Below are 24,946 nucleotides of genomic sequence, written 5' to 3' on the forward strand. Positions count from 1 at the left end.
GCTGGGAGCATGAGGGATTTCGAGGGCTTCAGCGCGGCGGAACGCGCCTATCTCACGGGCGGCCGGCAGCTCGCCCGGATGGCCACGGTCGACCCTTCCGGTCAGCCCCAGGTCAATCCGGTGGGCTTCTTCCCGCAGGAGGACGGCACCGTCCTGGTGGGCGGCCTCGCGATGGGCCGTACGAAGAAGTGGCGCAACCTGCGGGCGAACCCGAAGGTGGCGCTGGTCGTGGACGATCTCGCGAGCGTCCGCCCCTGGCGGGTGCGGGGCGTGGAGATCCGGGGCGAGGCGGAGCTCCTGGTCGGCCCGCACGCGCTGGGCCCGCACTTCAGCGAGGAGGTGATCCGGATCCGTCCGCGCCGGATCCACAGCTGGGGTCTCGAGGAGCCCCCGGGAGCGGAGTCCTGAGGTAGCGGGCGGCGTACGAGCGCCAGGGCCGCCACTCCTCCGTGGCGGGGACGCCCGCCGGGGGGACGTCGGGGTCGCCGAGGGCCCGCATCCGGATGAGGGCGGCTGCCTCGGCGCTCACGCCGGGGACGGCGCGGAGGGCGGCCTCGGCCTCGTCCCGGTCGGCGCCGGGGTCGAGGCGTACGGCGCCGTCGGCGAGCGCGCGGGCCAGCGGGCCCGCGGCGGGGTGGCCCGTCAGCGCCGCCGGCTGCGGGAAGACGTGGGTGAGGCTGCCGCAGCCGGTGGCCAGCGGGGTGCCGTGCGCCTCGACGACCCGGGCCGACTCCGCCGCGCCGAGCAGCGTCCGCAGCGCGAACTCCTCCGGATCGGCCGTCCCCGGGGACCGTACGCCGGGCCGGGCGGCCACCTCGGCGGCGAGGCCGGGCGCCGCGCCGAGACGCTCGGCGACCGCGTACGGGTCGGCGTCCAGGTCGAAGAGACGGCGCAGCCGGTGCACGGCGGTGGTCAGGTCGCGCAGCTCGGTGAGATGGATCCGGGCCTCGAGCCAGCGCCCGGCGGAGCGCTCGTCGACGGAGACGATCCCGGTGCCGTACGGGAGGCGGAGGGTGCGCCGGTAGGTGCGGGCGCCGGCGGCGCCCACGACCTCCTCCACGCGGGGCACGGCCTCGGCCGCGAGCAGGTCGAAGACCTCACCGGCCGCGTAGGGGCCCCGGTGGGCGAGTCGCAGCGGCACTCCGGCGGCGAGCGCGGTACGGGCTCCGGCACCGCTGCCCGCCTCGGCACGCAGCGCGCTGGGGGTGCGCGCGTAGACGGCGCGGATCGTCTCGTTGAACTGGCGGACGCTGGCGAAGCCGGCCGCGAAGGCGATCTCGGTCACCGGCAGCCCGGTGGTCTGGAGGAGCAGCCGCGCGGTGTGCGCCCGCTGGGCGCGGGCGAGCGCGACGGGTCCGGCGCCGAGCTCGGCGGTGAGCTGGCGCTGCACCTGCCGGGTGCTGTAGCCGAGGCGTCCGGCCAGGCCTGGGACGCCCTCGCGGTCGACGACGCCGTCGCCGATCATCCGCATCGCGCGCCCGACGACGTCGGCCCGTACGTCCCAGGCGGCGGAGCCGGGCACGGCGTCCGGGCGGCAGCGGCGGCAGGCCCGGAAGCCGTGGCCCTGGGCGGCGGCGGCCGTCGGGAAGAACGCCACGTTCTGCCGTTTGGGGGTGACGGCGGGGCAGCTGGGGCGGCAGTAGATGCCGGTGGTGCGGACGGCGAAGAAGAACTCTCCGTCGAACCGCGCGTCCCTGCTGCTGACCGCCTCGTAGCGGGTGTCGTCGTCCTTCACGTCTCCCAGTGTGCGACGGCCGACGACCCCCGGCTCGCGGTTTTCGGACACGGCGTTGCGGGGGCGGGGAGGGGCGCCCGACCGGCGCCCTCTCCCCCGTGCACCCGTACCCGCACGCGGCCCCGCGCCCGCTACCGGACGCGCCCGCGCTTCATCTCCATGGCGTGGCGGCCCTCCGCGCCCTTGCGCTTCCAGTCCTTGAGGATCTCGTTGCGCACGCGGGCGTCGGTCTTGGCCACGATCCGCTGGTTCTCCCGGAGCAGCTTGCGGTAGCTCTCCAGGCGGCGCACCGGCAGCGAGCCGTCCTCGATGGCGGCGGCCACGGCGCAGCCGGGCTCCGACTCGTGGGCGCAGTCGTGGAAGCGGCAGTCCGCCGCCAGTTCCTCGATCTCCGAGAAGACCTGGCCGACGCCGGTCTCCGCGTCCCAGAGGCCGACTCCGCGCAGTCCGGGGGTGTCGATGAGGACTCCCCCGGTGGGGAGGACGAAGAGGTTGCGGGTGGTGGTGGTGTGCCGGCCCTTGCCGTCGATGTCCCGGGCGGCCTGGACGTCCATGACGTCCTCGCCGACGAGGGCGTTGGCGAGGGTCGACTTCCCGGCGCCGGAGACGCCGAGCAGCACGGTCGTCCCGCCCGCGACCACCGCGGACAGCACGTCGAGCCCCTCCCCGGTGGTCGAGCTCAGCGGCACGACCTGGACGCCGGGGGCGACCGTCTCGACGTCCTCGACGAGGTAGGAGAGCCCGACGGGGTCGGGCACGAGGTCCGCCTTGCTGAGGACGACGGTCGGCTGGGCGCCGGACTCCCAGGCCAGGGCGAGGAACCGCTCGATGCGGCCGAGGTCGAGCTCGACGGCGAGCGAGACGGTGATGACGGCGTGGTCGACGTTGGCGGCGAGGATCTGGCCCTCGGACCGCTTGGACGAGGTGGACCGCGCGAAGGCCGTACGGCGCGGCAGGCACGCCCGTACGTAGCGGGGGTCGCCGGCGCCCTCGGGGTCGACGGCGGCCCAGTCGCCGGTGCAGATGACCCGGAGCGGGTCGTGCGGGGTCACGAACGCCGTGTCGGCGCGCACGATCCCCTCGGCGGTGGCGACGTCGCACTGACCGCGGTCGACCCGGATCACCCGTCCGGGGACGAGCCCCTGGGCGGCGTACGGAGCGAAGGCGGCGGCCCAGCCGGAGTCCCAGCCGTGGGCGTCGAGCGAGGAGGAGGAGGAGGAGGAGGAAGTGACGTGGGAAAGCGGGAAAGACAAGGGGGACCCTTCACAGGGGCGGCCCCGGCGCTGCGTGTCAGAACGGTGAGGTCAGCCGGTGGCCACGGAGGTGGTGTGGATGGACTTCTGCGTGAGGGCAAGGCCCGTCGAGATGACAGCCATCGGTCACACCTCCTGTGCGTCTTTTCGCGTGGTCGCGTCACATCGCGCTGCCGCGATCCTGTACGGGCGACACCGTAGCCGGACCGTGCCGGCACGCGCCACGGAATTTATTCAGGCCATCTCGGGCGTCTTTTCAAGCCACCGCGGGCAGGGCCGAGGGGGCGGTCGCGGCCGGTCCGGACCGCGCGTCCGATTCGTACAAGACCCGCCGGGTGCCCCGTGCCTACCGTGCTCCCATGAACTCAGCACCCCGCCTCGACCTCATCGGCGTCGTCGTCTCCGACATGGCCGCGTCGCTCGCCTTCTACCGCCGTCTCGGCCTGGAGATCCCGGACGGGGCCGAGTCCGCCCCGCACGTGGAGGCCGCGCTGCCCGGCGGGCTGCGGATCGCCTGGGACACGGAGGACGTCGTGCGGTCCTTCGACCCCGGCTGGAAGCGGCCCGAGGGCGGCAACCGGATCGAGCTCGCCTTCCGCTGCGGGACGGCGGAGGCCGTGGACACGGCGTACGCGGAGCTGCTCGCCGCCGGGTACCGGGGGCATCTGGAGCCCTGGGACGCGGTCTGGGGGCAGCGCTACGCCGTGGTCCTCGACCCGGACGGCTCGGGCGTCTCGCTGTTCGCCGACTCGGCCGGGTCCGCCGCGGACGCCACGTAGGCACCGAGGGTCGTCCCGGCCAGCGCCCTGGTCTCGCGTGCGAGATGGGCCTGGTCGACGCAGCCGGCTCGGACGGCCGCCTCGGCGTACGGCACGCCTGCCAGGACCAGGGCGAGGGCCCGCTGGAGCCGGAGCACGCGCGCGAGGGTCTTGGGGCCGTAGCCGAAGGCGACCAGGGACCGCCGGTGCAGCTGCCGGGCGCCGATCCCTACCGCGTCGGCCGTCTCCGCCACCGCCCGGCCTTCCGCGAGGCGCGCCACGACGGCCCGGAGCAGGGGATCGGGCGCGGGGGCCCCGGCGGCCCGGAGCCGTACCAGTTCGTCCAGGGCGGTGGCCGGGTCGGGGGCCTCGGTGATCCGCTCGCCGAGCCGCCGCGCCTCGGCCTCGCCCCACAGCGCGCCGAGCGCGACGCGCCGGTCGCGGAGCTCATGGGCCGGGACGCCGAAGAAGCCGGGCGCGTCTCCGGGGGCGAAGCGGACTCCCGCGTACCGTGCGGCGAAGTCCCCCGGTACGTACGCGCGTGTGTCGGGTCCGGCGACGAGGAGATGTCCGTCGGCCCAGATCAGGTCCATGCAGCCGTCGGGCAGGACGGGCCGGACGACGTCCGCGGCCGGGCCGGCTGTCCGGGTCCACAGGACGGCTCCGTCGAGCAGGGCGGGGCGCTCCTCGTACACACGTCAAAAGTAAGCCCCGCCGGTCGGTCAGTCCTTCTCCCAGCCGGAGTGGAGGCGGGACTTCACGTCGTCCGGGGGCAGGAACCGGGACCAGCGCTCGGGGAACTCGGACGGCATGTCCGGGTCGTCCTCGTCGACGTCCTCCGCCTCCGCACGCACGCGTGCGACGAGTTCCGCCGCCTGGATGGCGCGGGCCCGCTCGTTGGCCTCGCGGGCCGCCGCCGTGGCGACGGAGGGCCAGACGCGGTCGATGGCCGCGTTCACGGCGGCGCCGACCAGGACGGCGAAGGCCGAGATGCCGATCCAGAGGAGGACGGCGATGGGGGCGGCGAGGGAGCCGTAGATCGTCGGTCCCTCGACCTGGCTGGTCAGGTAGATGCGGAGCAGGAAGCTGCCGAGGACCCACATCCCGAGCGCGACGAGGGCGCCCGGGATGTCCTCGATCCAGGGCGATCTGACGGGCACGGACACGTGGTAGAGCGTGGTGAGGAAGGCGATGGAGAGCAGGATGACGGCCGGCCAGTAGAGGACGGCGACGACCTCGGTGCCCCAGGGGACGAGTTCGACGACCCGGTCGGGGCCGACGACCGCGAGGGGCAGGACGACGGCGCCGATGAGCAGGGCCACGATGTAGAGCAGAAAGGCGAGGAGCCGCGTCTTCACGATGCCCCGGTGGCCGTCGAGCCCGTACATGACGGTGATGGTGTCGATGAAGACGTTCACCGCGCGCGAGCCGGACCAGAGGGCGATGGCGAAACCGAGGGAGATCAGGTCGGGGCGTTTGCCCTGGGTCACGTCGTCCAGGACCGGCTTGGCGATCTCCTCCACGCCCCGGTCGGACAGGACCGTTCCGGCGGCGCGGAGGATGTTCTCCTGGATGCTCGCGACGGTGTCCGTGTTGGTCCAGTCGTCGGCGTAGCCGAGGAGGGCGATCAGGCCGAGGAGCAGCGGCGGCAGCGACAGCAGGGTGAAGAACGCCGCCTCGGCGGCGAGGCCGAGGATCCGGTACTCGATGCACGAGTTGACGGTGTCCTTGAGGAGCAGCCAGACCATCTTCCGCTTCGAGACGTTGCGGTAGAGGACGCGCGCGCGGTGGAGCCTGCTCCAGGGCCGCCGCTCGGGCCGTTCGGGTGTTTCGCTTGCTGCCTGCACCTGCTTACCGTATCGGCATGGCAGCGAGCACCCACACCGTGACCAACCAGGCTCCGCCCCTGGTCGGGTACGACGTCTTCATGACCGATCCCGTGCTGACGGAGGCCGTCGAACGACACCTCGCGCCGGAGCTCCGGGCGGAGGTCCGCGAGGACCTCGTCGTGCTCGGCCAGGCGGCCGGTTCGGCCCAGGTACGGGAGTGGGGCGAGCGGGCGAACGCCAACCCGCCGCGGCTGCGGACCCACGACCGGTACGGGCACCGGATCGACGAGGTGGACTTCGATCCGGCCTGGCACCGGCTGCTCGGCAAGTCGGTGGGTGCCGGGCTGACGGACGCGTGGGGCAGGCCGGGCGGTCATGTGCGCCGGGCCGCCGGGTTCCTGGTGGTGTCGCAGGTGGAGGCGGGGCACGGCTGCCCGCTGTCGATGACGCACGCCGCCGTGCCCGCGCTGCGCGTCGAGCCGGAGCTCGCCGAGGTGTGGGAGCCGGCGGCGACCTCGCACGTGTACGAGCGGGAGCTCGGCCCGGTCGCGGAGAAGCCGGGTGTCCTGCTCGGGATGGCGATGACGGAGAAGCAGGGCGGAAGTGACGCCCGGGCGAACACGACGGAGGCGCGCCCGCTTGCGGCCGACGGGGAGTACGTCCTGACGGGGCACAAGTGGTTCTGCTCGGCGCCGATGTCGGACGCCTTCCTGGTCCTCGCCCAGGCGTCGGCGGGGCTCACCTGCTTCCTGGTGCCGCGGGTGCTCGCGGACGGCTCGCGCAACGCGTTCGCGATCCAGCGCCTGAAGGACAAGCTGGGCAACCGTTCGAACGCCTCCGCCGAGGTGGAGTTCGACGGCACCACCTGGGCGCGCCGGGTCGGCGAGGAGGGCCGCGGGCTCCGCACGATCATGGGCATGGTGGCGGCGACCCGGCTCGACTGTGTCCTGGGTTCGGCGGCGCTGATGCGGCAGGCGGTGGCGCAGGCCGTGCACCACTGCGCGTACCGCGAGGCCTTCGGCGGGCCGCTGATCGAGAAGCCGCTGATGCGGAACGTACTGGCGGATCTGGCCCTGGAGTCGGAGGCGGCGACCGTCCTGGGCATGCGTCTCGCAGCGGCCTACGACGCCGCCGAGGCCGGCGGCAGCGGCGCCGAGCGGGAGCGGGCCCTGCTCCGTATCGCCGTTCCCGCGGCGAAGTACTGGGTGTCGAAGCGGTGCACGCCGGTGGTGGCGGAGGCGCTGGAGTGCCTGGGCGGCAACGGGTACGTGGAGGAGTCGGGGATGCCACGGCTGCTGCGGGAGTCGCCGCTCAACTCGGTCTGGGAGGGCTCGGGGAACGTCCAGGCGCTCGACGTGGTCCGGGTGCTGCGGACGGAGCCCGCCGCGCTGGACGCGTTCCTGCGGGAGGTCGGGGCGGCGCGGGGCGCGGACCACCGGCTCGACCGGGCGATCCGGGGGCTGCTCGTCGAACTGGCGGACCTGGACGGGATCGAGGCGCGGGCTCGGCGGCTCGCGGAGCGGCTCGCGCTGGTCCTCCAGGGAGCGCTCCTGGTGCGGTGGGCGCCGCCGGAGGTCGCGGACGCGTTCTGCGCGGCGCGGCTGGGCGGGGACGGGGGCGCGGCCTTCGGGACGCTGCCGCACACGCTGGACCTGCGGGCGCTCGTGGAGCGGGCACGGGTGGAGGTCCGGGGCGACTGACGTACGTCCGGGGGACGTTCGCCGCGCGCGCCAGGGGTGGACCGCGAGGTCGGCACGCGCGGAAAAGCGGGGGTGGTGCTGCGCCGACACGGCACCACCCGCCGCTCACACCAGCTTCACCCAGGGGGCTGGTCGGCGACCAGAGTTGCAAAGGGTTGCAGGATTACCCGAACCGGGCCTCGCCGGACGGTTCCGAACGGCACGATGGGCACCGACACTCCGGACATCTGCCCCATGCAGAACCGATACAGCACCCCGGGTGGCTGGGAGAGACCGATGAATAACACGCAGCTCGACATGAAGCGCCTCGCCGCCATGGACGCCGCCCAGGCCACCCGGCTGCTCCACCGGGTCCGCGAGGAGACGCTCGCCGGCCGTACGCCGCCGATCGCGCCCCGCGCGGTGATCGACGCGTCCTGGCAGCGGATGGCCCGGCTGGGGCTCGACCCCGACCAGGGTACGAGCAGTGTGCTGCTCCAGCGCGACGAGCTGGAGCAGCGGCGCAGGACCACGCTCCTCTCCGAGGTCATGCAGACGCTCAGCGGCGGCCTCGCCGGCATCGCCGACACCTCCCTCCAGATCATGGTGGTCACCGACGAGCACGGCCGGGTGCTGTGGCGACAGGGGAACCTGTCGGTGATGCGGCAGGCGAACGGCATCTGTCTGGAGGAGGGCGCGGCCTGGACCGAGCGCACCACCGGGACGAACGCGGTCGGCACGGCCCTCGCCATGGGCCGGGCGGTGCAGGTGCACTCCGCCGAGCACTACGTCCAGGCGCTCCACAACTGGACCTGTGCCGCCGCGCCCGTGCACGACCCGCGCGACCGGCGGTTGCTCGGCATCGTGGATGTGAGCGGTCCCGCGTCCACCTTCCATCCGGCGATGCTGGCCCTGGTCGGTTCGGTGGCCCAGCTCGCCGAGGCGGAGATGCGGGAGCGGCACCGCAGCTCGGTCGAGCGGCTGCGGGCGGTGGCCGCGCCGATCCTGTGCCGGGTGGGCGGCCGGGCCGTCGCGGTGGACACCCACGGCTGGACGGCGGCGGTGACCGGGCTCGCGCCGGTGGACCGGATCACGCTGCCGAAGTCCTTCCGGTCCGGCCGGATGTGGCTGCCCTCGCTCGGAGTGTGCGCGGTGGAGCCGCTGCCGGGGGGCTGGCTGCTGCGGGTCGAGGAGGAGACGCCGGTGGAGGAGCCGGGCACGGCGGCGGCGAGCCGGGTGGTCCTCGACCTGAGCAGACCGCGCCGCTGGACGGTGTCCGTCTCGGGTGCGGCGGGCAGCTGGCAGCAGGAGCTGAGCCCCCGGCACGCGGAGCTCCTCTACGTCCTGGCGATGCACCGGGACGGCCGGACGGCGGCGGAGCTGGCGGACGACGTGTTCGGGGACCGCACCCGGACGGTGACCGTACGGGCGGAGATGTCCCGGGTACGCCGGAACCTGGCCGGGGTCCTGGCGCACCGCCCGTACCGCTTCAGCGAGGAGGTCGCGGTGGAGGTCCTCCGCCCGGAACGCCCGGCGGACCTGCTGCCCCACTCCCTGGCACCTGCGGTACGGGGCCCCCGCACGGGCACGAACGCGTAGCGCGCGGGGCGCGTGGCGCATGGGACGTCCCGAGCGTGGGACGTGCGGCGCATGGGACGTCCCGAGCGTGGGACGTGCCGGGCGCCGAGGGCGCGTCCGGCCCCCTTCCGGCCACCACCGTCCAGCATGCGGACACCCCGGGCCGGGGGCCCGGTCGCCCGGGCCCCCGGTCGACCCGCCGAGCGGGGCCGTGATGCGATGAACCCATGCGCATCACTCTCACCACCTGGTCCCTCGAACAGACCTCCCCGTCCGATCTGCGTCCCTCCCCCGTCCCGGAGGGTGACGACATCACGATCGCGCGGGCCGCGGTCCCGTCTCCGGAGTACAGCCGCTTCCTCTATACGGCGGTCGGCGGCGACATCCGCTGGAACGACCGGCTGTCGCTGACGTACAAGCAGTGGCAGGAGATCGTGGAGAAGCCGGGCGCCGAGATCTGGGTGGCGTACGACAAGGGGACGCCGGCCGGGTACGTCGAACTGGACCCGCAGGACGACGGCGTCGTGGAGATCGTCTACTTCGGCCTGATCCCGGCCTTCCGGGGGCGCCGGATCGGCGGCCACCTGCTGTCGTACGGGGTGGCGCGGGCCTGGGACCTGGCCGAGCGCTGGCCCGAGCGGGAGGCGACGAAGCGCGTCTGGCTGCACACCTGCTCGCTCGACGGCCCGCACGCCATGGCCAACTACGAGCGCCGCGGCTTCCGGCTCTTCGACACCAAGGTGGAGGAGGTCGACGAGACCGAGGCCCCGGGCCCCTGGCCGGGCGCCCACGCCTGACGCCGCCGGACGGCGCCGTGGTGAAGCCCCCTGAAGGGGCCCTGGTCAGGGCCCCTTTCGGGTGACCCACACCACACTATCTCATCAAGCGAGACGACTACGTCCATATTCTGGACGATGCTGGACTGGGTCCAAAGTCCCGTGACACGCTTCCGTCATGTCTGGAACTGGAATTGCCTTGGTGAGTCGGCGGCACGTCGACCTAGGCCGCATGTCCAGCGCCATCTGTCCGGCGCGCTGAGAGAACCAGCACCGCCGCGATCACTTTTCAGCACGACTCTGCCCGACCCTGCTGCGCACTGACGCGCCACCCTCCGACCTGAGCGCCAGTGTGCAGGTCAGAGCCGCCCTCTCGCAGTCCCGAAGGACAAGACGCCATGGCCGCCACCCCGGAAAACCCCACTCCCGCCGCCGCACGCCGCAAGCCCGGGCGCCACCGTGGCGAGGGTCAGTGGGCCGTGGGGCACTTCACCCCCCTGAACGGCAATGAGCAGTTCAAGAAGGACGACGACGGTCTCAATGTACGGACACGTATTGAGACGGTCTACTCGAAGCGCGGATTCGACTCCATCGACCCCAACGACCTGCGCGGACGCATGCGCTGGTGGGGCCTCTACACCCAGCGCAAGCAGGGTCTGGACGGCACCAAGACGGGTGTCCTGGAGCCGGAGGAGCTGGACGACGAGTACTTCATGCTCCGCGTCCGGATCGACGGCGGCCGGCTGACCACCGAGCAGCTCCGGGTGATCGGCGAGATCTCCGAGGAGTTCGCCCGCGGCACCGCGGACATCACCGACCGGCAGAACGTCCAGTACCACTGGATCCGCATCGAGGACGTCCCCGAGATCTGGAACCGCCTGGAGGCGGTCGGCCTGTCCACCACCGAGGCCTGCGGCGACACCCCGCGTGTCATCCTCGGCTCCCCGGTCGCTGGCATCGCGGCCGACGAGATCATCGACGGCACGCCCGCGATCGACGAGATCTACCGCCGGATCGTCGGCAACAAGGACTTCTCCAACCTGCCCCGCAAGTTCAAGTCCGCGATCTCCGGCTCGCCGCTGCTCGACGTGGCGCACGAGATCAACGACATCGCCTTCGTCGGCGTGCACCACCCGGAGCACGGCCCCGGCTTCGACGTCTGGGTCGGCGGCGGCCTCTCCACCAACCCCAAGCTGGGCGTCCGCCTCGGCACCTGGGTCTCCCTGGACGAGGTCCCGGACGTCTACGAGGGCGTCATCTCGATCTTCCGCGACTACGGCTACCGCCGGCTGCGCAACCGCGCCCGTCTGAAGTTCCTCGTCGCCGACTGGGGCCCGGAGAAGTTCCGCCAGGTCCTGGAGGACGAGTACCTCCAGCGCAAGCTGACCGACGGCCCCGCCCCCGAGCAGCCCGCCGGCCGCTGGCGCGACCACGTCGGTGTGCACCGCCAGCAGGACGGCAAGTTCTACGTGGGCTTCGCGCCGCGCGTCGGACGGGTCGACGGCGCCACCCTGACGAAGATCGCCGCGGTCGCCGAGGCGCACGGCTCCGGCCGGGTCCGCACCACGGCGGAGCAGAAGATGCTCGTCCTCGACATCGAGGAGGCGCAGGTCGACTCGATCGTCGCCGCCCTGGAGGCCCTCGACCTGCGGGTCACGCCCTCGCCGTTCCGGCGCGGCACGATGGCCTGCACCGGCATCGAGTTCTGCAAGCTCGCGATCGTCGAGACCAAGGCCCGCGGCGCCTCGCTCATCGACGAACTGGAGCGCCGCGTACCGGAGTTCGACGAGCCGCTGACGATCAACATCAACGGCTGCCCGAACGCCTGCGCCCGCATCCAGGTCGCGGACATCGGCCTCAAGGGCCAGCTGGTCCTGGACGACGAGGGCAACCGCGTCGAGGGCTACCAGGTGCACCTGGGCGGCGCGCTCGGCCTGGAGGCCGGCTTCGGCCGCAAGGTCCGCGGCCTCAAGGTCACCGCGGCCGAGCTCCCCGACTACGTGGAGCGGGTCCTCAAGCGCTTCCAGGCGGAGCGCGAGACCGGCGAGCGCTTCGCGACCTGGACGGCCCGCGCCTCGGAGGAGTCCCTCTCATGAGCGAGCGTGCCGCACCGTTCCACTGCCCCTACTGCGGCGACGAGGACCTGCGTCCGGGCGAGCAGGGTCACGGCGCCTGGGAATGCGCCGCGTGCAGCCGAGCCTTCCAGTTGAAGTTCCTGGGGCTGCTCGCCCCTGGCACTTCAGGCAACACCCCTGGAGGGAAAGAGATATGACGCTCACTCAGGATGCCACCACGGCCGACCTCAAGGCACTCGCCGAGCAGGCCGGCCGTGATCTGGAGGACGCCTCCGCGCTGGAGATCCTCCGCTGGGCCGTGGACACCTTCGGCGAGGGCTTCTGCGTCACCTCCTCCATGGAGGACGCCGTCGTCGCCCATCTCGCCTCGCGGGTAAGGCCCGGCGTGGACGTCGTCTTCCTCGACACCGGATACCACTTCGAGGAGACCATCGGCACCCGTGACGCCGTGGACGCCGTCATGGACGTCCACGTCATCACCCTGACCCCGCGTCAGACGGTGGCCGAGCAGGACGCGGAGCACGGTCCGAAGCTCCACGACCGCGACCCCGACCTGTGCTGCGCGCTGCGCAAGGTCAAGCCCCTCGAAGAGGGCCTGACCCGGTACGGCGCCTGGGCGACAGGTCTGCGCCGCGACGAGTCCCCGACCCGGGCGAACACCCCGGTCGTCGGCTGGGACGAGAAGCGCCGCAAGGTCAAGGTCTCCCCCATCGCCCGCTGGACGCAGGACGACGTCGACGCGTACGTCGCGGAGCACGGCGTCCTCACCAACCCGCTCCTGATGGACGGTTACGCCTCCGTCGGCTGCGCCCCCTGCACCCGCCGCGTCCTGGAGGGCGAGGACGCCCGCGCCGGACGCTGGGCGGGCCGCGGCAAGACCGAATGCGGGCTGCACGGATGACGGACACTCAGGAAGTTCAGGAGAAGCACGTGACGGGTGCCACCATCTGGCTCACCGGCCTGCCGAGCGCCGGCAAGACCACCATCGCGTACGAACTGGCCGGCCGGCTCCGCGAGGAGGGCCACCGGGTCGAGGTGCTCGACGGCGACGAGATCCGCGAGTTCCTCTCCGCGGGCCTCGGCTTCAGCCGCGAGGACCGGCACACCAACGTGCAGCGGATCGGCTTCGTCGCCGAACTGCTCGCCTCCAACGGCGTGAAGGCCCTCGTCCCCGTCATCGCCCCCTACGAGGACAGCCGCGAGGCGGTCCGCAAGCGCCACGCGTCCGAAGGCACCCCCTACGTCGAGGTGCACGTCGCCACCCCGGTCGACGTCTGCTCCGTACGCGACGTGAAGGGTCTCTACGCCAAGCAGGCCGCGGGCGAGATCAGCGGCCTCACCGGTGTCGACGACCCGTACGACGAGCCGCGCGACCCGGATCTGCGGATCGAGTCCCACACCCAGACCGTGCAGGAGTCCGCGGCGCAGCTCCACGCGCTGCTCACCGAGAGGGGTCTGCTGTGACCACCGTCGCCCACGTTCACGACAGCACCGACAACCCGTTCGCGCTGTCGCACCTCGACTCCCTGGAGTCCGAGGCCGTCCACATCTTCCGTGAGGTGGCGGGCGAGTTCGAGCGGCCGGTGATCCTCTTCTCCGGCGGCAAGGACTCCATCGTCATGCTGCACCTGGCGCTGAAGGCATTCGCCCCCGCGGCGATCCCCTTCACGCTGCTGCACGTCGACACCGGGCACAACTTCCCCGAGGTCCTGGAGTACCGCGACCGCACCGTCGCCAAGCACGGCCTGCGGCTGCACGTCGCCTCCGTGCAGGAGTACATCGACGCCGGCAAACTGCGCGAGCGCCCCGACGGCACCCGCAACCCGCTGCAGACCGTCCCGCTCACCGAGGCGATCCAGCAGCACCGCTTCGACGCCGTCTTCGGCGGCGGCCGCCGCGACGAGGAGAAGGCCCGCGCCAAGGAGCGGGTGTTCTCCCTGCGCGACGAGTTCTCGCAGTGGGACCCGCGCCGCCAGCGCCCCGAGCTGTGGCAGCTCTACAACGGCCGGCACGCCCCCGGCGAGCACGTCCGCGTCTTCCCGCTGTCCAACTGGACCGAGCTGGACGTCTGGCAGTACATCCAGCGCGAGGAGATCGAGCTCCCGGAGATCTACTTCGCCCATGAGCGCGAGGTGTTCGCCCGCAGCGGCATGTGGCTGACGGCCGGCGACTGGGGCGGCCCCAAGGAGTCCGAGACCACGCAGACGCGGCTGATCCGCTACCGCACCGTCGGCGACATGTCCTGCACCGGCGCCGTCGACTCCGACGCCACCACGCTGGACGCCGTCATCGCCGAGATCGCCGCCTCCCGGCTCACCGAGCGGGGCGCGACCCGCGCCGACGACAAGATGTCCGAGGCCGCGATGGAAGACCGCAAGCGCGAAGGGTACTTCTAATGAGCACGTCCACCGAGCAGCTGACCGAGCAGCTGGCGGCCACCACCCTGCTGCGCTTCGCCACCGCCGGATCCGTCGACGACGGCAAGTCCACCCTGGTGGGCCGGCTCCTCCACGACTCCAAGTCGGTCCTGGTCGACCAGCTGGAGGCCGTGGAGCACGCCTCGCGCTCCCGCGGCCAGGAGGCCCCCGACCTGGCGCTCCTCACCGACGGCCTGCGGGCCGAGCGCGAGCAGGGCATCACCATCGACGTGGCCTACCGCTACTTCGCGACGCCCCGCCGCCGCTTCATCCTCGCCGACACCCCCGGGCACGTGCAGTACACCCGGAACATGGTGACCGGCGCCTCCACCGCCGAGCTCGCCGTGGTCCTCGTCGACGCCCGCAACGGCGTGGTCGAGCAGACCCGCCGACACGCGGCCGTCGCCGCGCTGCTGCGCGTCCCGCACGTGGTCCTGGCCGTGAACAAGATGGACCTGGTCGAGTACCGGGAGCCCGTCTTCGCCGCGATCGCCGAGGAGTTCACCACGTACGCCTCCGAGCTCGGCGTCCCGGAGATCACCGCGATCCCCATCTCGGCGCTGGCCGGCGACAACGTCGTGGAGCCGTCCGCGAACATGGACTGGTACGGCGGCCCGACGGTGCTCGAGCACCTGGAGACCGTCCCGGTCAGCCACGACCTGACGGCCTGCCACGCGCGGTTCCCCGTGCAGTACGTGATCCGCCCGCAGACCGCCGAGCACCCCGACTACCGGGGATACGCCGGTCAGATCGCGGCCGGTGCCTTCCGCGTCGGCGAGGAGATCACCGTCCTGCCGTCGGGGAAGACCTCCACGATCACCGGGATCGACGCGCTGGGCGAGGCCGTGGACATCGCCTGGGCCCCGCAGTCGGTCACCATCCGGCTCGCCGACGACATCGACATCTCGCGCGGCGACCTGCTCGCCCCGAGCGGTGACGCCCCGCCGACGACGCAGGACATCGAGGCGACCGTCTGCCACGTGGCGGACCACCCGCTCGCCGTGGGCCAGCGGGTGCTCCTGAAGCACACCACCCGCACGGTCAAGGCGATCGTCAAGGAGATCCCCTCGCGGCTGACCCTGGACGACCTCTCACAGCACCCGAACCCGGGGCAGCTGGTCGCCAACGACATCGGACGGGTCGTCGTGCGCACCGCCGAGCCGCTCGCGCTCGACGCGTACGCCGACTCGCGCCGCACCGGATCGTTCCTGCTGATCGACCCGGCTGACGGCACCACGCTCGCGGCGGGCATGGCGGGCGAGTCCTTCGCCACCGCCAAGGCCGTCGCGGTCGTCGAGGACGAGGAAGGATGGGACTTCTGACATGAGCGAGAACGTATACGCCACCTTCGCGAAGGAAGGCGGCCGGGTGGGCTCCGGCGCCCTCGGCGCAGGCATGGGAGGCGTCGCGCGATGTGCGTACTGACCTCGACGCGCCGCATGCGCGGCGCGACCCCGCTCCACCCGCTCCACCCCGAACGACATAGACGCAGACTTCGAAGACGCTGAATCGAGGGGAAAACCTCCCGTGCCTGCCACCACCCGTACCACCCTGCGCCGCGGCCTCGCCGCTGCCGCCGCCCTGCCGCTGCTGATCGGCGCGCTCGCCTCCTGCGGCTACGGCTCCGACGCCAAGAACGACGAGAAGAAGGTGGCCGCCGAGGGCAAGAAGCTCTCCGCCGACACCGTACGGCTCGGGTACTTCCCCAACCTCACCCACGCGACCGCGCTGATCGGCGTACAGGACGGCCTGATCCAGAAGGAGCTGGGCGGCACCACGTTGAAGCCGCAGACCTTCAACGCCGGCCCGTCCGAGATCGAGGCGCTCAACGGCGGCTCCCTGGACATCGGCTTCATCGGCCCCTCGCCGTCCATCAACGCGTACGTCAAGTCCAAGGGCAAGAACCTGCGGATCATCTCCGGCTCCGCCTCCGGCGGCGTGAAGCTGGTCGTGAACCCGGACAAGATCAAGACCCTGGACGACATCAAGGGCAAGCGGATCGCCACCCCTCAGAAGGGGAACACGCAGGACGTCGCGCTCCTCAACTGGATCGCCGAGAAGGGCTGGAAGGTCGACCCGGAGTCCGGCAAGGGCGACGTCTCGGTCGTCCGCACGGAGAACAAGGTCACCCCGGACGCCTACAAGTCCGGCTCGATCGACGGCGCCTGGGTGCCCGAGCCGACCGCCTCCAAGCTCGTCTCCCAGGGCGCCAAGGTCCTCCTCGACGAGACCACCCTGTGGCCCGAGAAGAAGTTCGTGATCACGAACGTCATCGTGTCGCAGAAGTTCCTCACGGAGCACCCGGACGTGGTCGAGGCCGTGCTCAGGGGGACGGTGAAGACCAACGAGTGGATCAACGCCAACCCGGACAAGGCCAAGGCGTCCGCCAACGCGGCGCTGAAGGCGGAGACCGGCAAGGCGCTGGACGCCAAGGTCATCGACCCGGCGTGGCCGAGCATCGCGATCACCGACGACCCGCTGGCCGCGACGCTGAAGACCCAGTCCGAGTGGGCGGTCAAGGCCCAGCTGATCAAGCAGCCCGAGCTGGCCGGCATCTACGACCTCACGCTCCTCAACAAGGTGCTGAAGGCCGCTGGCAAGCCCGAGGTCTCCGACGCCGGTCTCGGCGTCAAGTAACCGCCGAGCCGACCGACCAGACCGCGAATCCGTAACCCCAGGAGGTGACGACCATGGCCACGACGTTCGCCAAGGCTGCCGAGGGCACCGTAGCGGAGCAGACGCACGCCGCCCGGATCGAGCACGTCTCGAAGTCCTTCTCCGGCCCGGCCGGTACCCAGCTCGTCCTGGACGACGTCAGTCTCGACGTCGCGCCCGGCGAGTTCGTCACCATCCTGGGGGCCTCGGGGTGCGGCAAGTCCACCCTGCTGAACCTGGTCGCGGGACTCGACCGGCCGACCCAGGGGTCCATCGAGACCCCGGGCGGCCGGCCGGCCCTGATGTTCCAGGAGCACGCCCTCTTCCCGTGGCTGACCGCGGGCAAGAACATCGAACTGGCCCTGCGGCTGCGCGGGGTGTCCAAGGCCGAGCGCAGGCCGGAGGCCGAGCGGCTGCTCGAACTGGTCCGGCTCGGCGGCGCGTACGGGAAGCGGGTGCACGAGCTGTCCGGCGGCATGCGGCAGCGCGTGGCGCTCGCCCGGGCGCTGGCCCAGGACAGCCAGCTGCTGCTGATGGACGAGCCGTTCGCGGCCCTGGACGCCATCACCCGTGACGTGCTGCACGGCGAGCTCACCCGTATCTGGGAGGAGACCAACCTCTCGGTCCTGTTCGTCACCCACAACGTGCGCGAGGCCGTGCGCCTCGCGCAGCGGGTGGTCCTCCTCTCCTCCCGACCCGGCCGGGTCGCGAAGGAATGGACCGTGGGCATCCCGCAGCCGCGCCGCATCGAGGACGCGGACGTGGCCGAGCTGTCCCTTGAGATCACTGAACACCTGCGTGGGGAGATCCGCCGCCATGGCCAGCACTGACACCGCCGCGACGGTCAAGAAGGACGACCTCGCCGGCCTGGAGGCCGGACTCGACGCCCTGGACGCGGTCGAGATCCGCCGCACCCCGGTCCGGGAGGTCCTCCTCAAGAAGGTCTTCCCGCCCACCCTCGCCGTCGTCCTCGTCCTCGCCGTCTGGCAGATCCTCGTCTCCGCGAAGATCACCGAGGAGACCAAGCTGCCCGCGCCGTCCGCGGTGTGGGACGGCCTGACCGACATGTGGCTGCAGGGCACCCTGCTCGAGGTCGTCTGGACCAGCGTGTCCCGGGGGCTGGCCGGCTTCCTGCTGGCCCTCGCCATCGGCACCCCGCTGGGCCTGCTCGTCGCCCGGGTGAAGTTCGTGCGCGCCGCGATCGGCCCGATCCTGTCGGGTCTGCAGTCGCTGCCCTCGGTGGCGTGGGTGCCGCCGGCCGTGCTCTGGTTCGGCCTGAACGACGCGATGATGTTCACGGTGATCCTGCTGGGCGCCGTCCCGTCCATCGCCAACGGCCTGGTCTCCGGCGTCGACCAGGTCCCGCCGCTGTTCCTGCGGGCCGGGCGCACCATGGGCGCCACCGGCCTGCGGGGCACCTGGCACGTGACGCTTCCGGCGGCGCTGCCCGGCTACCTGGCCGGTCTGAAGCAGGGCTGGGCCTTCTCCTGGCGTTCGCTGATGGCCGCCGAGATCATCGCCTCCTCTCCGGATCTGGGCCTCGGTCTGGGGCAGTTGCTGGAGAACGGCCGGAACAACATCGACCTGCCCGGCGTGTTCCTGGCGATCCTGCTGATCCTGGTCGTCGGCATCGCGATCGACCTGCTGATCTTCAGCCCGCTGGAGCGCTGGGTGCTCCGCAGCCGCGGCCTGCTGGTGAAGTGAGCCGGTCCCCCATGAACCGAACGGTCCTTCTCGTCATCGCCCACGGCAGCCGCGACCCGCGGCACGCGGCGACCGTCCAGGCGCTGGTGCGCCGGGCCGGTGCGCTGCGGCCGGGGCTGCGGGTGGAGACGGCGTTCCTGGACTTCAACCTGCCGTCGGTGCCGGGGGTGCTCGACCGGCTCGCCGCCGACGGGGTGCGGGACGTGGTGGCGCTGCCGCTGCTGCTGACCCGGGCCTTCCACGCGAAGGCCGACATCCCCGCCGTACTGCGCCAGCCGCCGCCGTCCCTGCGGATCCGCCAGGCGGAGGTCCTCGGACCCTCGCCGCTGCTCGTCGAAGCGGTGGAACGGCGGCTGTACGAGGCCGGGCTCTCGCCCGGCGACAAGAGCGCGACCGGGGTCGTCCTGGCCTCGGCGGGCTCCACCGACCCGGAGGCGATCGCGGTGATCGCAGAAACGGCGCGGGAGCTGCGGCGCACCGGTTGGTGCTCCGTGCGGCCCGCGTTCGCCTCCGCATCTCTGCCCCGCACGGAGGACGCCGTGCGCGCCCTGCGGGCCGAGCCGGGCGTCCGCCGGGTGGCCGTCGCCCCGTACGTCATCGCCCCCGGCCGCCTTCCGGACCGCATCGCGGCGGGCGCGGCGGAGGCGGACGTCCTGGCGGATGTCCTGGGCCCCTCCCCGGAATTGGCCCGACTGCTCCTCGAACGCCACGACGCCGTCCACGCGGCCCGCGTCGCCGTGGCCCACTCTGCCTGAGGCACCCCTGGGAACCTGTCCGACAATTCGGCCGGTCGACGGATGCGAGCAACTTCATGCCCGTGCCGTGCATCCATCGGCCCCTCTCGTGCGTCTTCTGTGCGCCGGGTCTTTACGGGCCCGGATGACATCGGTTCCTACCAAGGGCAGAAGACTTTGATCACTTCGACACTCGGCGTACGCAGAGCCGTGACCGTCACGATCACGGCCTCGGCCGTACTGGCCGGCGGTCTCTTCACCGGCCAGGCGTACGCCGCGCCGCCCGCCCCGTCGATCACCGCCAAGGGCGGCTTCGTCATGAACAACGGGACGGGCACCACGCTGTTCGGGAAGGCCGCCGACACCCGTCGGTCGACCGGTTCGACCACGAAGATCATGACCGCGAAGGTGGTCCTGGCGCAGCGCGGCCTGAACCTGGACGCCAAGGTCACCGTCCAGAAGGCCTACAGCGACTACATCGTCTCCAAGAACGCCTCGTCCGCCCGGCTCATCGTCGGTGACAAGGTGACGGTCCGCCAGCTCCTCTACGGCCTGATGCTGCCGTCGGGCTGCGACGCGGCCTACGCGCTGGCCGACAAGTTCGGCACCGGCACCACGCGGGCCGCCCGGATCAAGTCGTTCATCGGGAAGATGAACACCGAGGCCCGCAACCTCGGCATGCGCAACACCCACTTCGACTCGTTCGACGGAATAAGCAATGGGAGCAACTACTCGACTCCTCGCGACCTGACGAAGCTCGCGAGCAGTGCGATGAAGAACTCCACGTTCCGTGCCGTGGTCAAGACGAAGTCCACGAAGCAGAAGGTGACCACGAAGACCGGCGGGTACCGGTACATGTCGTGGAGCAACACGAACAAGCTTCTGAGCACCTACAGCGGCGCGATCGGTGTGAAGACCGGTTCGGGTCCGCAGGCCAAGTACTGCCTCGTCTTCGCGGCCACCCGCGGCAGCAAGACGGTCATCGGCGCGGTGCTCGCCTCCCCGAGCGAGGCGAACCGGGCGACCGACGTCAAGAAGCTGCTGGACTACGGCTTCGCCAGGTAACAGCGTGATCCGCGGTGAACGGCCCACGACGGCGCCGGTCCCGCCCGGGGCCTGGCTTCCGCTCGCCGGGAGGCAGGCCCCCGCCATGTCCGGCCGGACGCCCGCTAGCTGAAGTCGAGGCCGCCCGTACGGGTCCGCTTCAGTTCGAAGAGGTCCGGGTGGTTGGCGAGGACCCGGAAGCCGTCGAAGAGTGCGGCCGCGCGCTCGCCGCGCGGGACGGCGCGCAGCACCGGGCCGAACCACACGGTGCCGTCCACGTGGATCGTGGGGGTGCCGACGTACGCGTCGGCGTCGGGGTCCTTGCCGGCGTCGTGGCTGCGGCGGACGGCCTCGTCGTGGGCCGGGTCGTGGGCGGCCGCGGCGAGTTCGGCGGGCAGGCCGAGCTCGGCGAGCGACTCGGCGACGACCGCGTCGAAGTCCTGCCGCTTCTGCTCGTGGATGCGGGTTCCGTACGCGGTGTAGAGCGGGCGCAGGATCTCCTCGCCGTACCGTTCGGCGGCGGCCGCGGCGACTCTGACCGGTCCGATCGAGGCGTCGACGAGTTCGCGGTACCAGTCGGGCAGGGTGTTGCCCTCGTTGTGCAGGTACAGGCTCATGACCTTGAAGCGGAGGGCGATGTCCCGTTCGCGCTCGACCTCCAGGATCCATCGGGAGGTGATCCAGGCGAAGGGGCAGACGGGGTCGAAGTAGAAGTCGACGGCGGCGCGGGGCGCGGTCTCGGTGGGTGTCATACCGAGGAATCTAGCCATCCAATGGCCTGCCATCCTGGTCCAATCACATACGCCGGGACTGGGCCACTTGGCGGTCAGGCCTCCCGGGTCATCTCGATGAGCTTGACCACGGTGTTCCAGTTCCGGGCGGTGGCGACGAGCCCCTTCACGACGGCCGGCCGGGAGACCACGTCGCCCAGCCTGGACCTCCCCAGGCCTTCGGGCACATAGAGGTAGAGCACGCGGTCGCCGAGGGCGAAGTCCTCGGGGAGATAGGCCTCGCGGTCGATCGAGGCGAAGCGCCCCGGGTCCACGGGCCTGGAGTAGTAGACGGCGTGGAGCTGCCTGCCCTCCAGCTCGGCGGCCGGGAAGGGGCAGGCGTCGGCCACCGCCGCCAGGTAGTCGCCGCCGCGGACGAGGCAGTCGACACGGAATCCGAACCGCTCCTCGATCGCGTCTTCGAGCACCGTGGCGAGCTCGTCCTCCCCGGCGCCGGAGTCGGTGGTGAAGACGGCGTTCCCGCTCTGGAGGTAGGTGCGGACGGTCGTGTGTCCGAGTCCTTCGAGGAGGGGCCGGAGCTCCGCCATGGGGACCTTGCGGTGTCCGCTCACGTTGATGCCGCGAAGCAGGGCCGCGTACGTCTTCTTCGTCATGGGCCAAATCTAGGCGGACCACCGCGCCCCGTGGGGGGCGGCGCGGTGGCCGGTTCGAACACTGTCCGATCAAGGGGATCCGCGAGAAGACCCTTCACCCATCTGTGACTTATTCAACAAAGTTTCGTAATGGCGAACCCCTGGTGAACGCGTCATTTGCGCTGATAGCGGGCGAGCACCCGATTGCCGTCCGTGACCAGACGCCTGCGGAGCTCTGCGCCGTCGATGGCGCCGCTGTAGTACTCCTGGAAGGCGGGCGTCGCCACCTTGTCCTTCCACTCCGGGTAGCCGCGCACCGACTGCGCGGGCGCGGGCCGCAGCCGTTCGGCCACCGCGGCGCCCGTCGCCCAGCCGTCCCGGGCGGTGTGCAGCGAGGGGTCGGCGAGCGCGGTCGTGCCGGTGGGCAGCATCCAGTCGCCGCGCGCGAGCCGCACCATGTTCTCCGGGCGCAGGAAGAAGTCGAGGAACGCGGCCGCCTCCTTCTTGTACGGACTGTCCTCGGCGATCGACAGGGTCTGCGGGGAGACGCCCTGGGTGGGACCGGCGTCTCCGGCGGGGGCGGGCAGGACCGTCCACTCGAAGCCCTTCGGGGCCTGTTGGGCGATCTGCTGCCGGTAGGCGAAGCCCAGCGGCACCATGGCGTACTTGCCGGCGAAGAAACCGGGGAGGGTGTCGGAGCCTCCGCTGCCGAGCGTGGTGCGCGGGGAGGTGCGGTCGGTGACGACCTGGTCGTGGATCGTGCCGGGGACGACGGCGTCGGCCTCGGTGAAGCGGATGGTCACCCGGCCGTCGGCCTCCCGGTGGAAGAGCTGTCCGCCGGCCGAGAGGCCCAGGTTGAGGCTGACGGAGACGGGCTCCTTGAGCGGCCAGGCGACGGCGTACCGGCCGGAGCCCATGGTGCGGGTGAGGTCCCGGGTGATCTGTCGGAACTCGGTCCAGGTCCAGGGATGTTCCGGGGTGGGGAGGCGGACGCCGGAGGATTCGAGGATCTTCCGGTTGGCGATGATCACGCGCGGTTCCTGGAGGAACGGCACGCCGTAGATCCCCTCGCCGAAGGTGGTGGTCTCCCAGCTGCGGGCGGGGATGTCGGCGCGCAGCCGTTCGGGCAGCAGCGGGCGGAGGTCGGCGAGGTCGCCGCCGTAGGCGAAGTCGGCGAGGTCGTCGGAGGCGTCGTGGATGATGTCGGGCGCCTCGCCGCCCTCGAAGGAGGTGAGGAGCTGGTCGTGGACGGAGTCCCAGCTGCCCTGGACGTAGTCGATCTGGACGTCGGGGTGGGTGGCGTTCCACTCCTCCACCAGCTGCCGGTTGGCGTCGACGGACTCCTTCTGCCAGGCGAGGGACTGGAAGCGGAGCCGTACGACCCCGTCCTCGGGAGCGTCGTTCCCCGCCGTGCAGCCGGTGACGAGCAGGGCGAGCGCGGCGGTGAGGGTGAGGAGCCGTCGTCTCATGACTTCACCGCCCCGGCGAGCGTCCCGCCGGTGATCCGTCGCTGGAGGAGGCCGAAGACGACGAGGGAGGGCAGGGTGGCGAGGAAGGCCGCGGCGGCCAGCGGGCCGAGGTCGGCGACGCCCTCGGCGCCGAGGAAGTGGGTGAGGACCACCGGCAGGGTCTGCTTCTCCGGGGTCTTGAGCAGGACGAGCGCGAAGAAGAACTCGTTCCACGCGGTGACGAAGGCGAAGAGAGCGGTGGCGACGATGCCGGGGGCGAGCAGCGGGGCGGTGACGGAGACGAGGGTACGGAGCCGGCCCGCGCCGTCGACGGCGGCGGCCTCCTCCAGTTCGGCGGGGACGGCCCGCACGTACCCCATCAGCATCCAGAGGGCGAAGGGCAGCGACCAGACCACGTAGACCAGGACGAGGCCGAGCACGCTGTTCACGAGGTGCAGGTTCTTGAGGATCAGGAAGAGCGGGATGATCACGAGGACGAACGGGAACGCCTGGCTGATCACCACCCAGCCGGTCGCGGCCGAGGCGAGCCTGCCCCGGTGGCGGGCCGTCACATAGGCGAGCGGGGTCGCGAGGGCCACCGCGATCACGGCGGCGGCGACCGCGGCGACCAGGCTGTTCCCGGCGGCCCTGAGCAGCGGCTGCTCGTCGAAGGCCTGCCGGAAGTTGGCGAGCGTGGGGTCCTTCGGGATCCAGGTGGGGTGCAGCGAGGCGAGCTCGGGGGCGGGCTTGAAGGCGGTGGAGACCAGCCAGAGGAAGGGGAAGGCGAGGAAGACCAGATACGCGAGGAGGGCCGCGTACTGGCCGAATCGCGCGGGTCTGCTCGTCCGGAGGGCGCTCACCGGTCCTGGTCCCCTTTCAGCCGTCGTACGAGGGAGAGGGCGATGAGCACCGAGACGGCGGCGATCATCACGCAGCCCATCGCGGCGGCGTAGCCGAACTGGCCGTAGCGGAAGGCCTCTTCGTAGGCGAAGAGCATGGGGAGCCGGGTTCGTCCGCCCGGTCCGCCGCTGGTCAGCACATAGACCAGGGCGAAGGAGTTGAAGTTCCAGATCAGGTTGAGGGCGGTGATGGCGAGGGCGACCGGTCTGAGCGCGGGCCAGGTGACGACGCGGAAGCGGCGCCAGGCTCCGGCGCCGTCGAGGGCGGCGGCCTCGTGGAGTTCGTGCGGGGTGTTCTGGAGTCCGGCGAGCAGGGCGACGGTGGTCTGCGGCATCCCGGCCCAGACGCCGACGAGGACGACGGCGGGGAGCGCGGTGGCGAGGCCGGAGAGCCAGTCGCGGCCTTCGCCGAGGCCCAGGTTCCGGATCGTCTCGTTGAGGATGCCGGCGTCGGGGTTGTAGACGAGCCTCCACATGATGCCGACGACGACCTCGGGCATCGCCCAGGGAATGATCGCGAGGGCCCGCGCCAGCCAGCGGAAGCGGAGCTTCTGGTCGAGCAGGAGGGCGAGGCCGAGGGCGAGCAGGAACTGCGGGACGGTGACCCCGACGGCCCAGACCACGCCGATGCGGAACGAGTCCCAGAAGAGGGTGTCGTGCAGCAGGTCCTGGAAGTTGAGCGTGCCCACCCAGCCGGTGGCCCGGGTGCGGCCGGACTGGGCGTCCGTGAAGGCGAGCGCGATGCCGTAGAGCAGCGGGCCGACGCTGAGGACCAGGATCGGCAGCAGCGCCGGGAGGACCAGGAACCAGGCGCCGAAGTCGGGGCCGCGCGGGCGTGTCCCGTGGGCGGCGCGCGGTGTGCGCGTCCGGCCCGGCCGCTTCGTCGCGGTCAGCGAGCTCACCGATTCGACCCCCGTCCGCCTTCTCCCGGGCTCCGACCGGGGACCCGCACCGCCGTGGGAACCCCGCCATGGTGCTGACGGCCCGGGGGGCGGTCAA

At 71.8% G+C, this 24,946-nt stretch carries 26 protein-coding genes; 17 read left to right on the plus strand and 9 right to left on the minus strand.

The features are described from left to right. Window positions 1-9 precede the first annotated feature (9 nt). Entirely contained in the window at window positions 10-408 is a 399-nt protein-coding gene (locus tag ACIP84_RS32070; RefSeq protein WP_266970334.1) for a PPOX class F420-dependent oxidoreductase, read from the plus strand. Here ACIP84_RS32070 and ACIP84_RS32075 read toward each other — a convergent pair. Both ACIP84_RS32075 and rsgA read right to left on the minus strand, forming a co-directional pair. Next, the gene (locus tag ACIP84_RS32075; protein WP_401802664.1) at window positions 329-1,786 is read right to left on the minus strand and encodes a DNA-3-methyladenine glycosylase 2 family protein; all 1,458 of its coding nucleotides are present in this window, start codon (window positions 1,784-1,786) and stop codon (window positions 329-331) included. The genes ACIP84_RS32070 and ACIP84_RS32075 overlap by 80 nt on opposite strands. Before the next feature lie 80 nt (window positions 1,787-1,866). Further along, complete coding sequence (gene rsgA, locus ACIP84_RS32080) at window positions 1,867-2,988, minus strand: ribosome small subunit-dependent GTPase A (RefSeq protein ID WP_401802666.1); 1,122 nt, start codon at window positions 2,986-2,988, stop codon at window positions 1,867-1,869. A 359-nt stretch (window positions 2,989-3,347) separates the two neighbouring features. On the opposite strand from rsgA, the gene ACIP84_RS32085 reads away from it, so the two are divergent. Then, a complete protein-coding gene (locus ACIP84_RS32085) occupies window positions 3,348-3,767 on the plus strand; it encodes a VOC family protein (RefSeq protein WP_401802669.1) in 420 nt (139 codons plus the stop codon). Here ACIP84_RS32085 and ACIP84_RS32090 read toward each other — a convergent pair. Continuing rightward, entirely contained in the window at window positions 3,686-4,441 is a 756-nt protein-coding gene (locus ACIP84_RS32090; RefSeq protein WP_355960052.1) for a DUF6597 domain-containing transcriptional factor, read from the minus strand. The two genes, ACIP84_RS32085 and ACIP84_RS32090, sit on opposite strands and share 82 nt — an antisense overlap. Before the next feature lie 27 nt (window positions 4,442-4,468). Continuing rightward, window positions 4,469-5,593, minus strand: a complete 1,125-nt coding sequence (locus ACIP84_RS32095) for a YihY/virulence factor BrkB family protein (RefSeq protein ID WP_319321891.1) — start codon at window positions 5,591-5,593, stop codon at window positions 4,469-4,471. A 17-nt stretch (window positions 5,594-5,610) separates the two neighbouring features. Between ACIP84_RS32095 and ACIP84_RS32100 the strand changes: the two genes are divergently transcribed. The 15 genes from ACIP84_RS32100 (at window position 5,611) to ACIP84_RS32170 (ending at window position 20,258) form a co-directional block, all read left to right on the plus strand. Continuing rightward, window positions 5,611-7,275: an acyl-CoA dehydrogenase family protein gene (locus tag ACIP84_RS32100; RefSeq protein ID WP_355960047.1), complete on the plus strand. Its 1,665-nt coding sequence runs from the start codon at window positions 5,611-5,613 to the stop codon at window positions 7,273-7,275. A gap of 276 nt (window positions 7,276-7,551) precedes the next feature. Next, window positions 7,552-8,853, plus strand: a complete 1,302-nt coding sequence (locus ACIP84_RS32105) for a GAF domain-containing protein (protein WP_355960044.1) — start codon at window positions 7,552-7,554, stop codon at window positions 8,851-8,853. A gap of 206 nt (window positions 8,854-9,059) precedes the next feature. Beyond that, on the plus strand, window positions 9,060-9,629 hold the full coding sequence (locus tag ACIP84_RS32110; protein ID WP_401802672.1) for a GNAT family N-acetyltransferase: 570 nt from the start codon (window positions 9,060-9,062) through the stop codon (window positions 9,627-9,629). Between the two features lie 157 nt (window positions 9,630-9,786). After that, entirely contained in the window at window positions 9,787-9,870 is an 84-nt protein-coding gene (locus tag ACIP84_RS32115) for a putative leader peptide (protein WP_310591794.1), read from the plus strand. Window positions 9,871-10,006: 136 nt separating this feature from the next. Beyond that, entirely contained in the window at window positions 10,007-11,704 is a 1,698-nt protein-coding gene (locus ACIP84_RS32120; RefSeq protein ID WP_401802674.1) for a nitrite/sulfite reductase, read from the plus strand. Next, window positions 11,701-11,880, plus strand: a complete 180-nt coding sequence (locus tag ACIP84_RS32125; protein WP_401802676.1) for a hypothetical protein — start codon at window positions 11,701-11,703, stop codon at window positions 11,878-11,880. Before ACIP84_RS32120 ends, ACIP84_RS32125 begins: the two co-directional genes overlap by 4 nt. Further along, window positions 11,877-12,584 carry a phosphoadenylyl-sulfate reductase gene (locus ACIP84_RS32130; protein ID WP_401802678.1) on the plus strand — a complete coding sequence of 236 codons (708 nt, stop codon included), beginning with the start codon at window positions 11,877-11,879 and terminating at the stop codon, window positions 12,582-12,584. The genes ACIP84_RS32125 and ACIP84_RS32130 overlap by 4 nt, the downstream gene beginning before the upstream one ends. A gap of 29 nt (window positions 12,585-12,613) precedes the next feature. Then, window positions 12,614-13,147, plus strand: a complete 534-nt coding sequence (cysC, locus tag ACIP84_RS32135; protein ID WP_383863651.1) for an adenylyl-sulfate kinase — start codon at window positions 12,614-12,616, stop codon at window positions 13,145-13,147. Next, entirely contained in the window at window positions 13,144-14,079 is a 936-nt protein-coding gene (gene cysD, locus ACIP84_RS32140; RefSeq protein WP_355960028.1) for a sulfate adenylyltransferase subunit CysD, read from the plus strand. The genes cysC and cysD overlap by 4 nt, the downstream gene beginning before the upstream one ends. Further along, the gene (locus tag ACIP84_RS32145) at window positions 14,079-15,422 is read left to right on the plus strand and encodes a sulfate adenylyltransferase subunit 1 (protein WP_209497425.1); all 1,344 of its coding nucleotides are present in this window, start codon (window positions 14,079-14,081) and stop codon (window positions 15,420-15,422) included. The genes cysD and ACIP84_RS32145 overlap by 1 nt, the downstream gene beginning before the upstream one ends. Window positions 15,423-15,627: 205 nt before the next feature. Further along, the gene (locus ACIP84_RS32150) at window positions 15,628-16,737 is read left to right on the plus strand and encodes an aliphatic sulfonate ABC transporter substrate-binding protein (protein WP_355960024.1); all 1,110 of its coding nucleotides are present in this window, start codon (window positions 15,628-15,630) and stop codon (window positions 16,735-16,737) included. A 53-nt stretch (window positions 16,738-16,790) separates the two neighbouring features. Next, entirely contained in the window at window positions 16,791-17,585 is a 795-nt protein-coding gene (locus ACIP84_RS32155; protein WP_319321922.1) for an ABC transporter ATP-binding protein, read from the plus strand. After that, entirely contained in the window at window positions 17,572-18,459 is an 888-nt protein-coding gene (locus ACIP84_RS32160; RefSeq protein ID WP_055600882.1) for an ABC transporter permease, read from the plus strand. The genes ACIP84_RS32155 and ACIP84_RS32160 overlap by 14 nt, the downstream gene beginning before the upstream one ends. 11 nt (window positions 18,460-18,470) lie before the next feature. Next, window positions 18,471-19,214 (plus strand): sirohydrochlorin chelatase, encoded by a 744-nt coding sequence (locus tag ACIP84_RS32165; protein ID WP_401802682.1) that lies wholly within the window; start codon window positions 18,471-18,473, stop codon window positions 19,212-19,214. Window positions 19,215-19,403: 189 nt separating this feature from the next. Further along, a complete protein-coding gene (locus tag ACIP84_RS32170) occupies window positions 19,404-20,258 on the plus strand; it encodes a D-alanyl-D-alanine carboxypeptidase family protein (RefSeq protein ID WP_229313233.1) in 855 nt (284 codons plus the stop codon). A 104-nt stretch (window positions 20,259-20,362) separates the two neighbouring features. Here the strand turns inward: ACIP84_RS32170 and ACIP84_RS32175 are convergent, their stop codons facing one another. The 5 genes from ACIP84_RS32175 to ACIP84_RS32195 form a co-directional block, all read right to left on the minus strand. Then, complete coding sequence (locus ACIP84_RS32175; RefSeq protein ID WP_401802684.1) at window positions 20,363-20,989, minus strand: DsbA family protein; 627 nt, start codon at window positions 20,987-20,989, stop codon at window positions 20,363-20,365. Window positions 20,990-21,063: 74 nt separating this feature from the next. Beyond that, window positions 21,064-21,621, minus strand: coding sequence for a DUF1697 domain-containing protein (locus ACIP84_RS32180; protein ID WP_401802687.1), 558 nt, complete (start codon window positions 21,619-21,621; stop codon window positions 21,064-21,066). A 152-nt stretch (window positions 21,622-21,773) separates the two neighbouring features. After that, window positions 21,774-23,069, minus strand: coding sequence for an ABC transporter substrate-binding protein (locus ACIP84_RS32185; RefSeq protein ID WP_401802689.1), 1,296 nt, complete (start codon window positions 23,067-23,069; stop codon window positions 21,774-21,776). Continuing rightward, a complete protein-coding gene (locus tag ACIP84_RS32190) occupies window positions 23,066-23,908 on the minus strand; it encodes a carbohydrate ABC transporter permease (RefSeq protein ID WP_401802692.1) in 843 nt (280 codons plus the stop codon). The genes ACIP84_RS32185 and ACIP84_RS32190 overlap by 4 nt, the downstream gene beginning before the upstream one ends. Then, window positions 23,905-24,849, minus strand: coding sequence for a carbohydrate ABC transporter permease (locus ACIP84_RS32195; RefSeq protein ID WP_401802694.1), 945 nt, complete (start codon window positions 24,847-24,849; stop codon window positions 23,905-23,907). The genes ACIP84_RS32190 and ACIP84_RS32195 overlap by 4 nt, the downstream gene beginning before the upstream one ends. Window positions 24,850-24,946 lie beyond the last annotated feature (97 nt).

It is taken from the genome of Streptomyces sp. NPDC088707, from assembly GCF_044752725.1.
Taxonomy (GTDB): Bacteria; Actinomycetota; Actinomycetes; order Streptomycetales; family Streptomycetaceae; genus Streptomyces.

Excerpts from the sequence above, each read along its gene's own strand:
- ACIP84_RS32165 (WP_401802682.1), top strand. The coding sequence starts at position 18,471 with ATGAACCGAACGGTCCTTCTCGTCATCGCCCACGGCAGCCGCGACCCG.
- ACIP84_RS32105 (WP_355960044.1), top strand. The coding sequence starts at position 7,552 with ATGAATAACACGCAGCTCGACATGAAGCGCCTCGCCGCCATGGACGCC.
- ACIP84_RS32130 (WP_401802678.1), top strand. The coding sequence starts at position 11,877 with ATGACGCTCACTCAGGATGCCACCACGGCCGACCTCAAGGCACTCGCC.
- ACIP84_RS32175 (WP_401802684.1), bottom strand. The coding sequence starts at position 20,989 with ATGACACCCACCGAGACCGCGCCCCGCGCCGCCGTCGACTTCTACTTC.
- ACIP84_RS32160 (WP_055600882.1), top strand. The coding sequence starts at position 17,572 with ATGGCCAGCACTGACACCGCCGCGACGGTCAAGAAGGACGACCTCGCC.
- ACIP84_RS32180 (WP_401802687.1), bottom strand. The coding sequence starts at position 21,621 with ATGACGAAGAAGACGTACGCGGCCCTGCTTCGCGGCATCAACGTGAGC.
- ACIP84_RS32115 (WP_310591794.1), top strand. The coding sequence starts at position 9,787 with ATGTCTGGAACTGGAATTGCCTTGGTGAGTCGGCGGCACGTCGACCTA.
- ACIP84_RS32070 (WP_266970334.1), top strand. The coding sequence starts at position 10 with ATGAGGGATTTCGAGGGCTTCAGCGCGGCGGAACGCGCCTATCTCACG.
- ACIP84_RS32110 (WP_401802672.1), top strand. The coding sequence starts at position 9,060 with ATGCGCATCACTCTCACCACCTGGTCCCTCGAACAGACCTCCCCGTCC.
- ACIP84_RS32145 (WP_209497425.1), top strand. The coding sequence starts at position 14,079 with ATGAGCACGTCCACCGAGCAGCTGACCGAGCAGCTGGCGGCCACCACC.
- ACIP84_RS32125 (WP_401802676.1), top strand. The coding sequence starts at position 11,701 with ATGAGCGAGCGTGCCGCACCGTTCCACTGCCCCTACTGCGGCGACGAG.
- ACIP84_RS32120 (WP_401802674.1), top strand. The coding sequence starts at position 10,007 with ATGGCCGCCACCCCGGAAAACCCCACTCCCGCCGCCGCACGCCGCAAG.
- ACIP84_RS32085 (WP_401802669.1), top strand. The coding sequence starts at position 3,348 with ATGAACTCAGCACCCCGCCTCGACCTCATCGGCGTCGTCGTCTCCGAC.
- ACIP84_RS32185 (WP_401802689.1), bottom strand. The coding sequence starts at position 23,069 with ATGAGACGACGGCTCCTCACCCTCACCGCCGCGCTCGCCCTGCTCGTC.
- ACIP84_RS32155 (WP_319321922.1), top strand. The coding sequence starts at position 16,791 with ATGGCCACGACGTTCGCCAAGGCTGCCGAGGGCACCGTAGCGGAGCAG.
- ACIP84_RS32100 (WP_355960047.1), top strand. The coding sequence starts at position 5,611 with ATGGCAGCGAGCACCCACACCGTGACCAACCAGGCTCCGCCCCTGGTC.